Annotated in this window: 14 protein-coding genes; 9 read left to right on the forward strand and 5 right to left on the reverse strand. The window is 63.3% G+C overall.

All coding sequences use genetic code 11. The features are described 5' to 3' along the window. The first annotated feature begins 24 nt into the window (after positions 1-24). On the forward strand, positions 25-777 hold the full coding sequence (locus R4P70_RS07745; protein ID WP_019744767.1) for an SDR family oxidoreductase: 753 nt from the start codon (positions 25-27) through the stop codon (positions 775-777). After that, entirely contained in the window at positions 777-2,099 is a 1,323-nt protein-coding gene (locus R4P70_RS07750; RefSeq protein WP_003946361.1) for an NAD(P)/FAD-dependent oxidoreductase, read from the forward strand. The genes R4P70_RS07745 and R4P70_RS07750 overlap by 1 nt, the downstream gene beginning before the upstream one ends. 3 nt (positions 2,100-2,102) lie before the next feature. Here R4P70_RS07750 and R4P70_RS07755 read toward each other — a convergent pair whose 3' ends face one another. Next, positions 2,103-2,606 (reverse strand): hypothetical protein, encoded by a 504-nt coding sequence (locus R4P70_RS07755; RefSeq protein WP_020908656.1) that lies wholly within the window; start codon positions 2,604-2,606, stop codon positions 2,103-2,105. 124 nt (positions 2,607-2,730) lie between these two features. Between R4P70_RS07755 and R4P70_RS07760 the strand changes: the two genes are divergently transcribed. From R4P70_RS07760 to R4P70_RS07770, 3 genes are read left to right on the forward strand one after another with little or no spacing between them, the layout of a single operon-like run. Continuing rightward, entirely contained in the window at positions 2,731-3,207 is a 477-nt protein-coding gene (locus tag R4P70_RS07760; RefSeq protein ID WP_020908655.1) for a MarR family winged helix-turn-helix transcriptional regulator, read from the forward strand. Between the two features lies 1 nt (position 3,208). Beyond that, a complete protein-coding gene (locus tag R4P70_RS07765; RefSeq protein WP_080909164.1) occupies positions 3,209-4,060 on the forward strand; it encodes an ABC transporter ATP-binding protein in 852 nt (283 codons plus the stop codon). After that, positions 4,020-4,838, forward strand: coding sequence for an ABC transporter permease (locus R4P70_RS07770; RefSeq protein ID WP_019744762.1), 819 nt, complete (start codon positions 4,020-4,022; stop codon positions 4,836-4,838). The genes R4P70_RS07765 and R4P70_RS07770 overlap by 41 nt, the downstream gene beginning before the upstream one ends. A 13-nt stretch (positions 4,839-4,851) precedes the next feature. Here R4P70_RS07770 and R4P70_RS07775 read toward each other — a convergent pair whose 3' ends face one another. After that, positions 4,852-5,295 carry a helix-turn-helix domain-containing protein gene (locus tag R4P70_RS07775; RefSeq protein WP_019744761.1) on the reverse strand — a complete coding sequence of 148 codons (444 nt, stop codon included), beginning with the start codon at positions 5,293-5,295 and terminating at the stop codon, positions 4,852-4,854. A gap of 890 nt (positions 5,296-6,185) precedes the next feature. Between R4P70_RS07775 and R4P70_RS07780 the strand changes: the two genes are divergently transcribed. Beyond that, complete coding sequence (locus R4P70_RS07780) at positions 6,186-6,998, forward strand: FAD:protein FMN transferase (RefSeq protein WP_020970361.1); 813 nt, start codon at positions 6,186-6,188, stop codon at positions 6,996-6,998. Between the two features lies 1 nt (position 6,999). On the opposite strand, the gene pgi is transcribed toward R4P70_RS07780, so the two are convergent. Beyond that, entirely contained in the window at positions 7,000-8,655 is a 1,656-nt protein-coding gene (pgi, locus tag R4P70_RS07785) for a glucose-6-phosphate isomerase (RefSeq protein WP_021345178.1), read from the reverse strand. 92 nt (positions 8,656-8,747) lie between these two features. On the opposite strand from pgi, the gene R4P70_RS07790 reads away from it, so the two are divergent. Next, entirely contained in the window at positions 8,748-10,202 is a 1,455-nt protein-coding gene (locus R4P70_RS07790; RefSeq protein ID WP_024487185.1) for an NAD-dependent succinate-semialdehyde dehydrogenase, read from the forward strand. Positions 10,203-10,276: 74 nt separating this feature from the next. Here R4P70_RS07790 and R4P70_RS07795 read toward each other — a convergent pair whose 3' ends face one another. After that, positions 10,277-10,603 carry a chorismate mutase gene (locus tag R4P70_RS07795; RefSeq protein WP_019744757.1) on the reverse strand — a complete coding sequence of 109 codons (327 nt, stop codon included), beginning with the start codon at positions 10,601-10,603 and terminating at the stop codon, positions 10,277-10,279. 316 nt (positions 10,604-10,919) lie between these two features. Here R4P70_RS07795 and pcrA point away from each other — a divergent pair, with 316 nt between their 5' ends. Next, a complete protein-coding gene (gene pcrA, locus R4P70_RS07800) occupies positions 10,920-13,412 on the forward strand; it encodes a DNA helicase PcrA (RefSeq protein ID WP_019744756.1) in 2,493 nt (830 codons plus the stop codon). A 78-nt stretch (positions 13,413-13,490) separates the two neighbouring features. On the opposite strand, the gene R4P70_RS07805 is transcribed toward pcrA, so the two are convergent. Further along, complete coding sequence (locus tag R4P70_RS07805; RefSeq protein WP_020970357.1) at positions 13,491-14,513, reverse strand: M23 family metallopeptidase; 1,023 nt, start codon at positions 14,511-14,513, stop codon at positions 13,491-13,493. Between the two features lie 232 nt (positions 14,514-14,745). On the opposite strand from R4P70_RS07805, the gene R4P70_RS07810 reads away from it, so the two are divergent. Beyond that, positions 14,746-16,587 carry a hypothetical protein gene (locus R4P70_RS07810; protein WP_317830630.1) on the forward strand — a complete coding sequence of 614 codons (1,842 nt, stop codon included), beginning with the start codon at positions 14,746-14,748 and terminating at the stop codon, positions 16,585-16,587. The last annotated feature ends 7 nt before the right edge of the window (positions 16,588-16,594 follow it).

Genomic DNA, 16,594 nt, shown 5'->3' on the forward strand with positions numbered 1-16,594 from the left:
TCGAAGATGGTTACAGTTGCACCCATGACGCGGCAGAAGATTTTGATCACCGGTGCCAGTTCGGGTCTGGGTGAGGAGATGGCTAGGAGATTCGCCGCGGCCGGTCGCGACCTCGCGTTGTGTGCCCGGCGGACGGATCGTCTCGACACGCTGCGTGGGGAGCTGGTGGCGCAGTACCCGTCGATCAGCGTCGCAGTGCGCGAACTCGATGTGACCGAACACGATTCCGTCGTCCGGGTTTTCGGTGAGCTGCGCGACGAGTTGGGTGGCCTGGACCGGGTGATCGTGAACGCCGGGCTCGGCAAGGGCGCCAAGATCGGCACCGGAAAAGCGCACGCGAATCTTGCAACAGCGCAGACGAATTTTGTCGGCGCGCTGTCGCAGTGTGAAGCTGCGCTCGAGATCTTCCGCGCGCAGGACGCCGGACACCTGGTTCTCGTGTCCTCGATCAGCGCGGATCGGGGGCTACCAGGGCCAAAAGCGGCCTATTCGGCAAGCAAGGCCGGGGTAGCGGCTCTGGGTGAGGCGCTCAGTATCGAGTTGGCGCGCACACCTATTCGCGTCACCACCCTGCTGCCGGGCTTCATCAAGACCGACATGTCCGCCGGCGCCGGCGACGACGCAGCGCTCATGGCCAGTTTGGACGAAGGCGTCAGTGCCATGGTCGACGCCATCGAGAAGGAAACCACCCGAGCGGCGCTACCCGGCCTCAAGTGGCAAGGGATAGATGCGGCCCTACGATTCCTGCCCAACTCCGTGACAGCGAGGTTTGTCTGATGAGCATCCACATCTCGAACGGTAAGCCCCGCGTAGTGATCGTCGGTGGCGGCTTCGGTGGACTGTACGCAGCGAGACGACTCAAGAAGGCCGACGTCGAGGTGGTTCTGATCGACCGAGGGACCAGCCACGTCTTCCAGCCCCTGCTCTACCAGTGCGCCACGGGTCTGCTCTCCGAAGGGCAGATCGCAAGTCCGCTGCGACATCTGCTCGAGGACAACAAGAACACGAACGTCGTTCTGGGCGAGGCCAAGTCGGTGGACGCCGACGCCGGGATACTGACTGCCAGTCGCTTCGACGGGTCGACCTTCGAATTGCCTTACGACTACCTGATCGTGGCGGCTGGAATGCGCCAGTCGTACCACGGCCAGGACGAGTTCATCAAATGGGCGCCCGGCATGAAAACCCTCGACGACGCTTTGGCGATCAGACGCAGTCTCATTGCTGCGTTCGAGATGGCCGAATCGCTCCCGACAGCGGAAGAACGTCGACCGTGGCTGACATTCGCCGTGGCGGGCGGCGGACCCACCGGCGTCGAATTGGCCGGACAGATCCGCGAATTGGCGATGCACGCGCTCACAAACGAGTTCAGGTCCATCGACCCGGACGAGGCAAGGGTACTGCTCTTCCACGGCGACGATCGGGTGCTCCCTTCGTTCAGTCGCAAGCTCTCGGCCGCCGCCAAACGTACTCTCGACGGGATCGGCGTCGAGACTCACCTCGGCGTGCACGTCACCGACGTGTGCGAGACCAGCATCGAGACGACGGACAAGAAGACAAAAGAGAAGCGGCAGTACGAGACCCGCACGATTCTGTGGACCGCGGGTGTCGAAGCAGTGCCGTTCGCCGAGGCACTGGCCACGGCGCTGGGTGTGAAGCAGGTCGGCGGTGGCCGCATCGAGGTGGAAGCCGATCTGACCGTTCCCGGCCACCCGAACGTCTACGTGGTGGGCGACCTCATGTCGCGGGACAAACTTGCCGGGGTGGCCGAGGTCGCGATGCAGGGTGGTCGGCACGCCGGTGCCCGGATCGCTGCAACCGTGGAAAACGGCGTGCCCAGCCGAAAACCGTTCAAGTACCGCGATCTTGGAACCGCGGCCTACATTTCGCGACGCCACGCGTTGCTTCAGGCAGGGCCGGTCCAGTTGTCCGGGTTCATCGGATGGGTGTCATGGGGAATCATCCACATCGCGTTCCTCGCGGGGTTCCGCAATCGCGCCAGCACGGTGCTGAACTGGGGCGCAACCCTGGCGTCGAAAACGCGTCGGGAACGGGCAATCACGTACGGCGACCCCGAAACCGCGCGGCAGCCGTACAACTGAGGGTTACTCAGTCTTGAACACGGGGTTTCCGGCGGCGTCGATCATCCACCACAGGCTGCCGACGCTCTGTCCGAGCATGTCTCCGGGAACCTTGTCGTCGAGGTACCGATAGACGGGCTTGCCGTTGACGGTGATCTGGAAAGATCCTTCCGGCCCGTCGACAGTGTCGATGACGGCGTCGATTCCTTCGACGATCGGCGAATCCGTGACCGAGGTGACCGCCGGCCAGTAACGCAGGCACGCTTCGTCGCACGACCCGGCTTGTGAGTTCTCCTCGTCCGGGTTGTAGACGTAGACGGTCATGCCCTCGCCGTCGACGGCGATCGTCCCGAGTGGGGAGTCGGCGGTCTTCAGCAGGGGTGCATCAGCGGCGGCGGGTGGCGACAGCGACGTCGAAATGGCACTGACGTTGTCTGCGCTGTCCCCGGAATCGAGGGCGTCGGGCGAGCAACCGGTGAGGATCAGGGCGCTACTCGCAACCGTCGCGAACAACCACTGTCTGCGCATGACGTCTCCGTTCTGGGCGGGAGTGCTCGGGACAAGCAATCGGGGATACCCGTTGCGGACGAGCTGAAAACGCCGGGCGTCCTGACTCCTCGACAATAGCTCTGTTACAGAGCTATTGTGAGGTGTGGATGAAATCGGAGCAGATCACAGGCTTTCGGATGATGTCCTGGAGACGCTCGGGCAATTGCGCCGGGGCACGAGGAAGGCATCGGGGCGACCATTTGCAGAACGACCGCTCGGCGGCGCCCAAATCGAACTCGTCAGGCTGCTACGGCGCAACCCGGGTCTGTCGGTGGCTGAGGCTGCCGGGCGATTGGGTGTCGCGGCAAACACGGTGTCCACCCTGGTTCGGCAGCTCGTCGACGATGGAGTGATCGAACGGGTTGCCGACGAGGCTGATCGACGCGTCGCGCGATTGGTCCTCTCGGACGAGGCGCGCGCCCGCGTCGAAGTGTGGCGTGATCGCCGGAGTGTGATTGTCGGTCAGGCATTGTCGAGTCTGACGGGAGAAGACAGGGCGAGGATCGAGGCTGCGCTACCAGCCCTGTCGCGATTGGCGAGCGCTCTGGCAGCAGCCGGATCAGAAGGTGAGGGGCAGTGAGATGCTGACACAGTGGTGGAAGAGCCGAGCGGCAGGTTCACCCGACCCCGGCGCACACGCGGTCGAGATCGACTCGGTTACATACAAGTTCGGCGACCACCGCGCGGTGGACAAGCTGAGTCTGGTCATCAATGCGGGGGAGTGTTTCGGCCTGCTCGGTCCCAACGGTGCAGGAAAGACTACGACGATCAGATTGCTCAACACGTTACTTCCTCTGCAAGACGGTGATATTCGGATTCTCGGTCGCTCAGTTCGTACCGAGGCGATGACCATTCGGCGCTACCTCGGATACGTGCCACAACAGCTCTCGATCGAAAGCGCATTGACCGCGCGCGAGAACGTGACCTGGTTCGCGCGACTGTACGACGTTCCGCGGTCCGAACGACGCGAGCGCGTCGACCAGGCGCTCGAGATGGTGGACCTGCTCGATTCAGGCGATCGCCTGGCGTCGAGTTTCTCCGGCGGTATGGTGCGACGGCTCGAACTTGCGCAGGCGCTGGTGAACCGACCGTCGCTGCTGGTACTCGACGAACCGACGGTGGGGCTGGATCCCATTGCCCGCGAATCCGTCTGGCAGCGAGTGGCGGAGATGCAGAAGCAGTACGGCATGACTGTGCTGCTGACGACGCACTACATGGAAGAAGCCGAGGAGCTGTGTGATCGTGTTGCGTTGATGCATCACGGTGAACTTCGGGCGGTGGGCGAGCCGAGCGAGTTGGCCGCCGAACTGGGGCCGGAGGCCACTCTCGAAGACGTGTTCCGTCACTACACCGGCGACGATCTCACCGGCGACAAGTCAGGAGGTCTCCGCGATGTCCGCAGTGCCCGTCGCACAGCGCGCCGCTTGGGCTGATCCCACTACCAACGGTTTCGCTCGATTGCTCTCGAGAATTTACACATTCTGCCTCGTGGAAGTTCAGAAGTTGCGGCACGACCGATCTGAATTGGTCACGCGCGCAATCCAGCCGATCCTCTGGTTGGTGATCTTCGGCCAGACGTTCAGTCATATCCGAGCGATCCCCACTGGCGACGTACCGTATCTCGACTTTCTCGCGCCCGGCATCATTGCGCAGTCCGCTCTTTTTGTTGCGATCTTCTACGGAATCCAGATCATCTGGGAGCGTGACGCGGGAGTCCTCACCAAATTGATGGTCACGCCGACGCCGCGCGCAGCATTGGTGACAGGTAAGGCATTCGCCGCCGGGATCCGCGCAGTCGCCCAGGCAATGGTGGTCGTCATCGTGGCGGCGCTGTTGGGCGTGAGTATGACGTGGAACCCGCTCAAACTGCTCGGGGTCGTATTGGTCGTTGTCCTGGGTTCCGCGTTCTTTGCCTGCTTGTCGGTTGCGATCGCGGGAATCGTGCTCAAACGAGATCGATTGATGGGCATCGGGCAGGCAATCACCATGCCATTGTTCTTTGCGTCCAACGCGCTGTACCCGGTCGAACTCATGCCGACGTGGGTTCAGTGGCTCAGCCGCATCAACCCGCTGAGCTACGAGGTGTCAGCACTGCGCGGTCTACTCATCGGAATGCCGACCAACTATGTCGTCGACTTCGGCGTGCTGATCGGGGCAGCGCTGCTCGGAATCGTCACCGCCTCGGCACTATTGGGCCGCTTGACTCGCTGATCTTCGCGCTGGATCAGTCACGAGTGAACGGTGGGGCGTACGTGCTGCAATCCGGAGGTACGGCCGGGAGTCCTTCGGACGAGCGAAGTTTCTCCGCAATCGACGAGAGTAGGTCCTGCGATTCAGGGGAGAGATCGACCGCTTTCATAGCCAGAGAACGCAATTCGCTGTCGTGGAACTCTTCGACAACCGAACGGTCTTCTTCCGGAATCAGTTCGGGATCTTGGCGAGGCGTCGGGCCGAAGAAGTACTCTGCTGCTACGCCGAAGTAATCGGCCAATGCCAAAACGACTTGCTCTGACGGATTTGTGCGCACACCGCTCCGGAGCTGAGAGAGGTACGGTGTCGAAATCTTGCATCCGCGTTGTGAAAGGGCTTCCACAACTTGTGCGTTGGTGAGTCTCGGGGCTGTGGCCGGGTACAAGGCGTTCAAGCGGTCCTTGAATGAATCGGTCACAATTCCTCCCTCGAGCGTGACCCAGCGTCACAGCTACTTCGCAGTTTTCACATAGTAGACGACACGGTTATTCTGGACTCCGGTCGAAAGTCCTTTCACCTGCGGATATTTGGCGCGGAGAGATTCCAAAGACTTTGTAAAGTATGTGATTTACGCCGCGTACTGACCGTTCGTTTTGCCAACGGCGTGCGGGTGGCGTATAAGCAAAATGTCGGTGGTTACGCCGTTGTGCTGCAGGTTCTTTCGGCCGGTCCTATGTAGCTGCGTCGATGCATTGTGGCCCTGTCTGTAACGTGCGAGCGCTGCCGCCGGGCGCCGGGCGTCACTCTCTCCGGCGGTTGGCGCGCCGCGTGTTCGGAACTCTTTCTCGGTGCTCTGCTCGACGCTCGCACGTAGTGAAGGGCGCGTATTTTCTCGGCAGTCGAGAGTGAGCGGGCAGGTGTGTCGACCTGTCGAAAGTGGCGCGCGTCGAAAGCGGCCGATTGGTATGTCATCGACGTTGGAACACAGTGCTTCTCGTCAGTCGCCGCTATCTCCTGCGGTGATATCAGCGTCGCCCGGACGTGTTTTGCGGCAGACCGAGCTCGAGGCGCAGCGTCCCGGCACGACATGTCGAGCGTCGCCTCTGCGTCTTTCGGATCGGAATAGCCCGCTGCGCCGGTAGTAGTCGACGTCCGTCGACATCGGGTGCGTGTCAGGACCCTTCGAAGGACTACGCGGCTTGCACAGGGAGGGCGGCAATTCTGTCGCACAGATCTACCATCAGCCCCTGCCGTGCGCTGCTCCTCCTGCAGGATGCGTGCCTCGGCCTCGGAAGCGGCTTATGGCACGGGGCTTGCTGACCGGCGCATACTGGTTACAACGCGGTGTGTTCGAAGGGCAGGACTGACATGGTCAGTGTCGAGAAGTGGGCGATGTGGGATTCCGCCGTGGAGGTGGATGTCACCGAAGGCGCTGCGCTGCCCACTGCGCACGCGTTGATCGCAGCTGCCATCGACGAGACCGAGGCGGTGTGCGACCTTCGCCGGGGCGACGCCGAGATTCACGCCGTCAACCTCGCTCAGGGAACTCCGGTCAAAGTGACTCGGCGTATGTCTGCTCTCTTGCGGTCGGCGCTGTGGGCGGCTCGTATGACCGGCGGCGCAGTCAATCCGCTTGCCGACAACTACTCCGAGGACGAGTCCATCCCTCCGGTCCACCCGACCCCGACGTTCGAGGACGTACAGCTCGACGGCGACGTGGTGTACGCGCCCTGGGGTGCGTCGTTCGACATCACCGGAGTTGCCAAGGCAGACACCGTCGATCGCGCCGCGCAGATCGTGGCTGCCGAACTGCAATGTGGTGTTGCCGTACGGATCGGCGACGTGATCGCCACGGCCGGCCATGCACCGGCCGGTGGCTGGCAGATTCCGGTGCCGGGCAGCGAGGAAGTCGAACTGATCAACGGAACCGCGATGGCGACGGCGCGGGCGGTAGAGCTGCCCTCCTGGGAGCCGAACCAGGAGCGTCCCTCCACGGAATGGGCGCAAGTCTCGGTGATAGCGGACGACGCGGTGTGGGCGTACGCAGCGAGCGAAGCAGCGTTGATCCGGGGTATCAGCGCCATCAAATGGGTTGAACAGCAAGAGCTTCGCGCTCGGCTCGTCGACCGATCCGGACGTGTGTACGCGACGGAGAGTTGGTTCGGCCCTGCTGCCGCGTGAATCAGGCCCGTCCGCGCTCCTTGCGGTACCAGTGCACGAGTGCGTCGGTGGACGTGTCGCCGAGGTCGCCGGGTGCCTCTTCGGAGGAGAGTGCAGGTCCCAGTTCCAGTGCCTGCGTCTTGCCGAGTTCGACGCCCCATTGATCGAACGGATTGACACCCCACACAGCACCTTCGACAAATACCTGGTGCTCGTAGAGTGCGATCAACTGACCGACGACCGAGGGCGTCAATTCCTTGGCCAGGATGGTGCTCGAAGGCCGGTTGCCTGGCATCACCTTGTGCGGCACCAACTCCGGTGCAGTGCCCTCTGAAGCGATTTCTTCGGCGGTCTTGCCGAACGCGAGAACCTTTGTCTGAGCGAAGAAGTTACTCATGAGCAGATCGTGCATGGATCCGGTGCCGTCCGCCGTCGGCAGATCGTCGGTGGATTCCGCGAAGCCGATGAAATCGGCGGGCACGAGCCACGTGCCCTGATGCAGGAGCTGATAGAACGCGTGTTGGCCGTTGGTTCCCGGCTCGCCCCAGAAGATTTCACCGGTGGACGTGGTCACCGGTGAGCCGTCGGCGCGAACCGACTTGCCGTTGGACTCCATGGTCAGCTGCTGCAGGTACGCGGGAAAGCGCAACAGGTCGTTGGAGTAGGGCAGCACTGCGCGGGACTGAGCGCCGAAGAAGTTGGAGTACCAGAGCCCGATGAGCCCGAGGAGTACCGGCGCGTTCTGCTCGAGCGGTTGGTTTCGGAAGTGCGTGTCGATCTGGTGGAAACCGTCGAGGAATTCGGCAAAACGAACGGGTCCGACGGCGCACATGACCGACAGTCCGATCGCCGAGTCGACGGAGTAGCGCCCGCCGACCCAATCCCAGAATCCGAACATGTTCGCGGTGTCGATGCCGAACTCCGCCACGCGATCACCATGGGTGGAGACTGCGACGAAATGCTTGGCTACGGCCGAGACGTCTTCGCTGCCCAGACCGGCGAACAGCCAACGCTTTGCCGCCGTCGCGTTGGTGAGCGTCTCGAGGGTGGAAAACGTCTTGGACGCGACGATGAAGAGCGTCGTCTCCGGATCGAGGTCGTCGAGCTGCCCGACCAGGTCGACCGGGTCGATGTTGGAGACGAACCGAACGCTGATTCCGGCGTCGGCGTAGTGCCGTAGCGCGCGATAGACCATCACGGGCCCGAGGTCGGAACCGCCGATGCCGATGTTGACGATGGTGCGGATGCGCTTGCCGGTGGCGCCCGTCCACTCGCCACTGCGCACCCGATCCGCGAAAGCGCCCATCGCGTCCAGAACTTCGTGAACGTCCGCGACGACGTCCTGACCGTCGACGGTCAGAGCAGAATCCTTCGGCAGACGCAGTGCTGTGTGCAGCACGGCTCGGTCTTCCGAGCTGTTGATGTGATCGCCCGCGAACATCGCGTCGCGTCGTGCCTCGACGCCGGCCTCGCGGGCCAGCTCGACGAGTAGCGCGAGAGTCTCGCGGCTGACGCGATGCTTGCTGTAGTCGATGTGAAGATCACCGGCGTCGATCGTCAGCTCTCGTCCGCGGGCTGGATCGTCCTGGAAGAGTTCTCGCAGGTGAACGCCTTCGATGTCGGCGTAATGAGCGCGCAGTTTCTGCCAGGCTGAGGTTCCGGTGATGTCAGTGCTCACGATCATCGACTTTAGTGGCACAAGCTGGAAACTTCCGCGTGAGTCTCGCTGGCGGGCAGACGGACGCGGCTCCGACGAGCATCATGGAACCCATGGACACATTCGAATTCATTCGATCAGTTCCCACCCAGTTGTTCGTCGGCGGCCGGTTCGTGCCCGCGGAGAACAACGCGACCTTCCCGGTGGCGGATCCGGCGACCGGAAAATCGTTGACCGACGTCGCCGATGCGAGCCCCGCGGATGCGCTGCGCGCTCTCGACGAAGCCGTGGCCGTCTCGTCGAAGTGGGCGAGCACACCTGCGCGCGAGCGTGGTGAAATTCTGCGAGCCGTCTTCGAGAAGATCACCGAGCGCGCCGAGGACGTGGCGCTGCTGATGACCCTCGAAATGGGCAAGGCACTCGCCGAGAGCCGTGCCGAGGTCAAGTACGGCGCCGAGTTCTTCCGGTGGTTCAGCGAGGAGGCCGTTCGCATCGGCGGGCGCTACACGCCGGCGCCGGCGGGCAACGGCCGGATCCTCGTCACGAAGGCGCCGGTCGGACCGTGTCTGGCCATCACTCCCTGGAATTTTCCGTTGGCGATGGGCACCCGCAAGATCGGACCGGCGTTGGCCGCCGGCTGCACGATCATCGTCAAGCCCGCCTCGGAGACCCCGTTGACGATGCTGCTGCTCGCTCAGCTCATGGCCGAAGCAGGGCTGCCCGACGGAGTCCTCTCGGTGTTGCCGACATCGAAATCCGGTGAAGTGACCGGCCCTCTCATCGACGACCCTCGACTGCGCAAGCTCACCTTCACCGGGTCCACCGGCGTCGGCAAGATGCTGGTGGAGAAGTCCGCGAAGCGATTGCTCCGCACGTCGATGGAATTGGGTGGCAACGCGCCCTTCGTCGTGTTCGACGACGCGGACGTCGACAAGGCAGTCGAGGGTGCGGTACTGGCCAAGCTTCGCAACGGAGGCGAAGCCTGCACCGCCGCCAACCGGTTCCATGTCGCCAACGCCGTGCGTGAGGAGTTCACGACCAAGCTGACCGAGAAGATGGCGGCGTTCACGATGGGACCGGGTACCGACCCGGAGACGAAGCTCGGCCCGCTGATCAACCAGAACCAGCTCGACACGGTCGCAGAGTTGGTTGCAGATGCGGTGGATGCCGGGGCGAAGGTTCGACTGGGCGGTAAAGCGCCAGGTGGTGAGGGTTACTTCTATCCGGCCACGGTGTTGGCCGACGTTCCGGCGAGCGCGCGGATACTGAAGGAAGAGGTGTTCGGACCCGTTGCCGCGATCACCGGCTTCGACACCGAAGCCGAAGGCATCGCGGCCGCCAACGACACCGAGTTCGGATTGGCTGCGTACATCTTCACGAGGGATCTCGACCGTGCGCTTCGGGTCTCCGACGCACTGGAATCAGGAATGATCGGCGTCAACCGCGGAGTGATCTCGGACGCGGCAGCGCCGTTCGGTGGTGTGAAGGAATCCGGATTCGGCCGCGAGGGCGGGACCGAGGGGATCGAGGAATACCTGAACACGAAGTACATCGCGCTCGAGAACTGATACACACACGAACGGCTACATCGGGACTGCCAGAGGCATCCGATGTAGCCGTTCGCAAGTGATCTGGGTGTGCGCTAGTGGCCCAGGCGTCCGCGGCCCAGGCGCAGGAGCAGCATCGCGAGGGTGTGGCCTTCCTGGCCCAGCTCGTTGAACCGTTCGAGGACCTTCATCTCTCGGCTGTGCACCAGACGCGGACCACCCGATGCCATCCGGGTACGGCCGATGATTTGGGAGACCTCGGAGCGGCGTTTGATGGCCGCGAGGATCTCGGCGTCGAGACGGTCGATTTCTTTCCGTAGTTCGTCGATCTCCGCCTCACTCTGGGGGATCTCGACGTCTGTCGGAGCAGTGTTTACAGTATTTACAGTATTTCCATTGGGGGCTGCAGCCTGGGTGCTCATTGCTATTCGTCTCCTCTTCCTACTGCGTGGATCGTGGTCTCGGCTCGGGTCGTTACCGATCCAGGCACACTGACGAAAATGCCCCGGATCCGATTCGGACCAGGGGCGGGTGAGCTGTTCAGATCACGTGCACCGAGGTCCGGGGCACGTAAAGTAACGCCACAGCGGGCCGACGGGGTCGGCCGTGTTGTCGCGAACGGAAATGCTGAACATAGCGTCCAGTTTGCCATGCTCGACACAGGTAATCCAAGTGCCTCTACCAGCAGGTGGACGCACTGACGACCGTGTCGGTGGACGCCGGTAGCGTGGACAGGCGATGAACACGTACCCAGCACTCGGTGAGCACGACGGACATTCCCAGCACGACGGGGGCGGCGCGCGAGGACATGGCGCGGGTTCGGACGCCCTCCTCGAGGGTCTCAACCCGCAACAGCGCGAGGCCGTGGTCCATGCCGGTTCGCCGTTGCTGATCGTCGCGGGCGCCGGCTCGGGCAAGACGGCAGTACTGACGCGTCGCATCGCCTATCTGCTGGCCGAACGGGGTGTCACCCCCGGTCAGATCCTGGCCATCACGTTCACCAACAAGGCTGCGGCCGAGATGCGCGAGCGTGTGGCAGCCCTTGTCGGACCGCGTGCCAACGCCATGTGGGTATCGACGTTCCACTCCAGTTGCGTGCGCATCCTGCGAGCACAGGCGGCGCTCCTGCCCGGTTTGAGCTCGAATTTCTCGATCTACGATTCCGACGATTCGCGTCGACTGCTGACGATGATCTCGAAGGACCTCGAGCTCGACACCAAACGATTCTCCGCGCGGCTTCTCGCCACTCACATCTCCAACCTGAAGAACGAACTCGTCGGACCGGAAGAGGCGGTTGTCGCAGCCGATCAGGATCCGGCCGAACTGCCGCGACTGATCGCCAAGGTCTACGGCCATTACCAACAGCGGTTGCGTGCGGCGAACGCACTCGACTTCGACGATCTCATCGGTGAGACCGTTGCGCTTCTCCAGGCGTTTCCCCAGATTGCCGAGTACTACCGCCGCCGCTTCCGTCACGTGCTCGTCGACGAGTACCAGGACACCAACCACGCGCAGTACATGCTGGTGCGTGAACTGGTCGGCGGTGCCGGAGAGTCCGACCATGCCGTTGCCCCGGCCGAATTGTGCGTCGTCGGTGACGCCGATCAGTCGATCTATGCATTCCGCGGAGCCACTATCCGCAACATCGAAGAGTTCGAACGCGACTACCCGGACGCTCGGACCATCCTTCTCGAACAGAACTACCGTTCGACGCAGAACATTCTGTCTGCGGCCAATTCCGTGATTTCCAAGAACACCGGCCGACGTGAAAAGCGTCTGTGGACCGATTCGGGTGAAGGTGAACTGATCGTCGGCTACGTTGCAGACAACGAGCACGACGAAGCATCTTTTGTCGCCTCGGAGATCGATCGGCTGGTGGACCAGGGCGAGACCAAGTTCGCCGACATCGCGGTGTTCTACCGGACCAACAACTCCTCACGCGCGCTCGAGGAGATCTTCATTCGACTCGGAGTGCCGTACAAGGTGGTCGGCGGCGTTCGCTTCTACGAGCGCAAGGAAGTTCGGGACATCGTCGCGTATCTGCGCGTCCTCGCCAACGAAGACGACACCGTGAGCCTGCGACGCATTCTCAACACGCCACGACGCGGTATCGGTGATCGAGCCGAAGCCTGCGTCGCCGTGCACTCCGAGCATCGCAACATCAGCTTCGCCGCCGCACTGCGCGACGGCGCGGAAGGCAAAGTGGCGCTGCTCAATACGCGGTCACAGAAGGCCATCGCGTCGTTCCTCGAGATGATGGACGGGCTGCGGGCCCTGCTGCCGACACCGGCCGCCGACGAGGACGAACCCTTCGAACTCGGTGACATCGGTGAGGTCGCCGAGGCGGTGCTCGAGCGCACCGGCTACCGCGCCGAGCTTGCGGCCAGCAGCGATCCACAGGACGGCGCGCGGCTCGACAACTTGAACGAACTCGTCAGCGTGGCAAGAGAATTCAGCTCCGACGCACGAAACGCGGCCGGACTGATCGATCCGGACGACGAGGAAACCGCAGCAATGCGTGAAGGCGAACCCGATCCGGGTTCGCTTGCCGCCTTCCTCGAACGGGTATCGCTTGTCGCCGACGCCGATCAACTGCCGGACTCCGACGACGGCGTCGTCACGATGATGACGCTTCACACCGCCAAGGGCCTCGAGTTCCCGGTCGTCTTCGTCACCGGTTGGGAGGACGGGCAGTTCCCGCACATGCGCGCCCTCGGTGATCCGGCAGAGCTGTCCGAAGAGCGTCGACTCGCTTACGTCGGCATCACCCGTGCCAGGCAGCGCCTGTACCTGACGCGCGCGATCATGCGTTCGGCTTGGGGACAACCGATCCAGAACCCGGCGTCGCGGTTCATCCAGGAGATCCCGGAGGACCTGATCAATTGGCGCCGTGAGGATCCGGGCACCGGTGGTGGATTCGGAAGCGGCAGGCCGGGTTACGGCAGCGGAAGCCGATACGGCAGCCAGGGCGGCCAGGGATACGGTGGCGGGCAGAACTACGGGGGAGGGTCCGGCAAGGCTGCGTCGACTCCCAGTTTCGGTGCCGCGCGTGGCCGCAACAACGTTCTGGTCCTTGCCACGGGTGACCGCGTCAGTCACGACAAGTACGGTCTGGGCACCGTGTTGGAAACCAAGGGCACCGGACCCACCGCGACGGTCACCATCGACTTCGGTAGCGCGGGCAAGGTGCGGTTGATGCTCATCGGCGGTGTGCCGATGGTCAAGCTGTAGAAGACAGACAAAAAATTTCCGGCCCGTACCTGGAAAGGTGCGGGCCGGAAATTTTTGTCAGAAGCGTTGGGCTTGCGGTCAGTCCTGCTCGATACCGAGGCTGATGCCGCGTGATGCGAGCCAAGGGAGGGGGTCGATCTTGTTCTCGCCGGCGAGGTGAACCTCGAAGTGAAGGTGGGGGCCGGTGGAGAAGCCGCGGTTGCCGACAGTGGCGATCTGGTCGCCGGCCATGACCTGCTGACCGACGGTGACGGTGGACGTGTCGATGTGGCCGTAGACGGTGATCGTTCCGTCTGCGTGCTGTAGGCGTACCCACATGCCGAATCCGGAAGCCGGACCTGAATCGATGACCTTGCCGTCGGCGACTGCGACGATGGGCGTCCCGATCGGGGCGGCGATGTCGACGCCGGCGTGCAGGGTGCCCCAGCGGGTGCCGAAGTTGGACGTGAACGTGCCGACTGCCGGCAGGACGAACAGCGGGCGACGGGCAGCTGCTTCGCGTGCTGCGCGCTCGTCACTGAAACGCTGGCCCTTGGCAAGCAGGTTGCTGAACTGGGAGAGGTCGGTCGGTGCTGCGACGTTGAGGACCTGGGGAGCGTCGGCCTCGGTGGTGGCTGCCGTGGAGGTGGCCGGAGCGAACTGAGCGGCCTGCGGTTCTGCGGTGGTGCCGATCGCGGAGGACTCGTTGGCGAGTGCAACTTCCGAGTGGTCGGCGGCGGAAGAGGAACCGTCGTTGACAACTGCCTGGCCCGCGGCGACAACTGCGCCGGCTGCAACTGCCAGAACGGCGGCGCGGCCCTTGAGAGCAGAGGGAGGGGTGGGGAGTCGGTGAGCACCGCTGCGGCGAACCGGAGATTCGACATCGACTGTCGGTGCGGAAGAGGCGTAAGTGGGGGTGCTGATCACGTCGGACTCGACGAACTCGTGAGAGTCGGAATCTGACGACGTGGAGGATGAATTTCGAGTGAACATATCGGTAGAGATCTCAGAACTTTTGGTCTCGGTGTAACGCCTGGCCGAGTGCGTTGGATAAGTGGTCGTGACCTCGTCTGGAGCTGAGTTCGAGAACCTACTAGCGGTGAACTGGCTGCGGTGATGCATATGCCGGTTCTCTCCTCGAGTTCGTGATCAGCCCGTGACTTAGACCGACTGACGGTAACGAAATGATTGCGATGGGCGCAAGCCGTAGCGGAAACCTGTCCGATTATGTGACGTGCCTCACAGCTTGACCTGGGAATATGTCGATACGGGCAAAACGGACGAATCATCTCGTTTCGTGATCACGCGTGTCACAACCGGATCACCGGTCCATTCAGGCACTACCGTCGATCGAGTGTCCACAACACCTGGAACTACGTCGCAGGCGCGTTTCGACGACCCCGGAGTGAAGTCCGGGGCGCCACTTGCGGCGGTAATCGGACTGCTCGGTGCCGTCGGAGTGGCAGCCAGTCCCGTCGTCGGAGTCGGGAGTGGCCGCGGGGTCGACACGACGGGGGCTCTTGCTTCTGCCGCTCTCTTCGCGGCCGTCTGCACGATCATCGTGCCGTTGGTTGCAGTGCTCACCTCGGGCCGCAGGCCCGCCTTGGCCGGTGGACTCCTGGCCGGTATCGGGGCGGTGTCGCTCGGAGCGGCAATTCTCGACGTCCAGTTGTTCGTCGACGCAATCGATGCAAACCGCTTGGACCTTTTCCGTCCGATTTCGGCGGGTTCGATCGATGCGGGTCCTGGCGCTTATCTCGCGCTCGCGGGACACTGCCTTCTTGTCCTGTCCGGGGTGCTCGGACTTGTCGCCGTCCATCGTGAATCGGAACGGGACGGATACGGCAGCGCTCGCGCCGCGGAATTCGACGGGCGATCGGTTGGCGGACGGATCGGCGCGTGGCCGACAGCGCTGCTGATTCTGGCTGCTGTGGTGTTCGTGCTCTCCCTGTTCGGGCCGTCCTTCAGTTCGCAGGATCCGATCTTTCTGGTCAAACCGCTCGTCGACTCGGCGTCGGCCACCGCCGTCGGTACAGGATTGCTCGGCGTCGCGGTGCTCGTTGCGGTCGCGGCGGCGTTGACGTCCATCTCGCTGCCGGTGGGCTGCGGCGCCCTGATCGGTGTCGGCCTCGGCGCACTCGCAGTCAGTGGAACCAGGGTGATGGCTGGGTTCGCGGCCGGCGATCGGATCGGCGTCGGTTCGGGATCCGTGGTCGGGGCACTGGCCGCCGTGGTCATCGTCGTGATCGGAGTTTCAGCGCCTTACCTCGCATCCAGGCGTGAAACGGATGCGATTCCCGCTGAAAGTGTGGTCCGCGCGCCTGCGAAGACAACAAAGGGTGCGCTCAAAGCAGCGATGGTGGCTCAGTCCCGGGCGGCGCAAGCGCGGGTCGACAGACTTCACCGCGTCGCCGGTACCGCCGCAATCATCACTGCGGCTGTTGCGGGCGTCGGCTCGGCTTTGCCTGTCCTGTCGTTGCCGGACGGAATCCCGGAGCCGTCGATGCTGTCGTCTCGAGTTGTCCTGCTCGCCGCTGCCGTATTGCTCCTCGCCGCGCTGGGCCTGTTTGCCCCGGGCCGCGCCGCCGTGGTGCGTCCGGCCGTCGGAGTGCTGTGGACCACCGTCGTGATGGGCGTCGCGGCTGTCATGCAGTCGGCGGTCATCGCGACGGACGTACCAGGCGTCGGGTTAGGTGCCGGCGCCTTCGTGCTTTGTGGCGCGGCTCTCCTCGCTGCGGCGACGGGACTGCTCGTCTGGCTGGCGGGAAGCGCAGAACGTGAAGACGTCGACACGTCGGTAGACGGCGGTTCGAGAGGGCTGGTGCTTCTCGTCGGTGGGATCGGCGCAGTCGCAGTCCTGATCGGGACCGCGCTTCCCCTCTATCGGGGTGACGCCTACACAGCGGCGTCAGTTCTGGAGTGGCCGTGGGGAATTGACGTCTGGGGGCAACTGCTCGTCGGCGTCACCGTCGTGATCGCCGCTGTGATCGCAGCGTCTGCGCGGCCGGCTCGAGGCGCGGCAATGCTGATCGGATCTGCCGTGGCAGCTCTGGTGTACGTCAGTGAGTGGCCGCTGACGTCATCGCGCATATCGGACGCAACCGTGGGGGTGGGTGCGATCACAGCGGCCACGGGCATAGTGTTGCTTCTCGTTGCAGCGTTCTCGAGCGCAAGAATCAGTGAGACTGATGCTTGACAAATTC

It is taken from the genome of Rhodococcus sp. IEGM 1241 (assembly GCF_033142365.1).
Taxonomy (GTDB): domain Bacteria; phylum Actinomycetota; class Actinomycetes; order Mycobacteriales; family Mycobacteriaceae; genus Rhodococcus_F; species Rhodococcus_F erythropolis.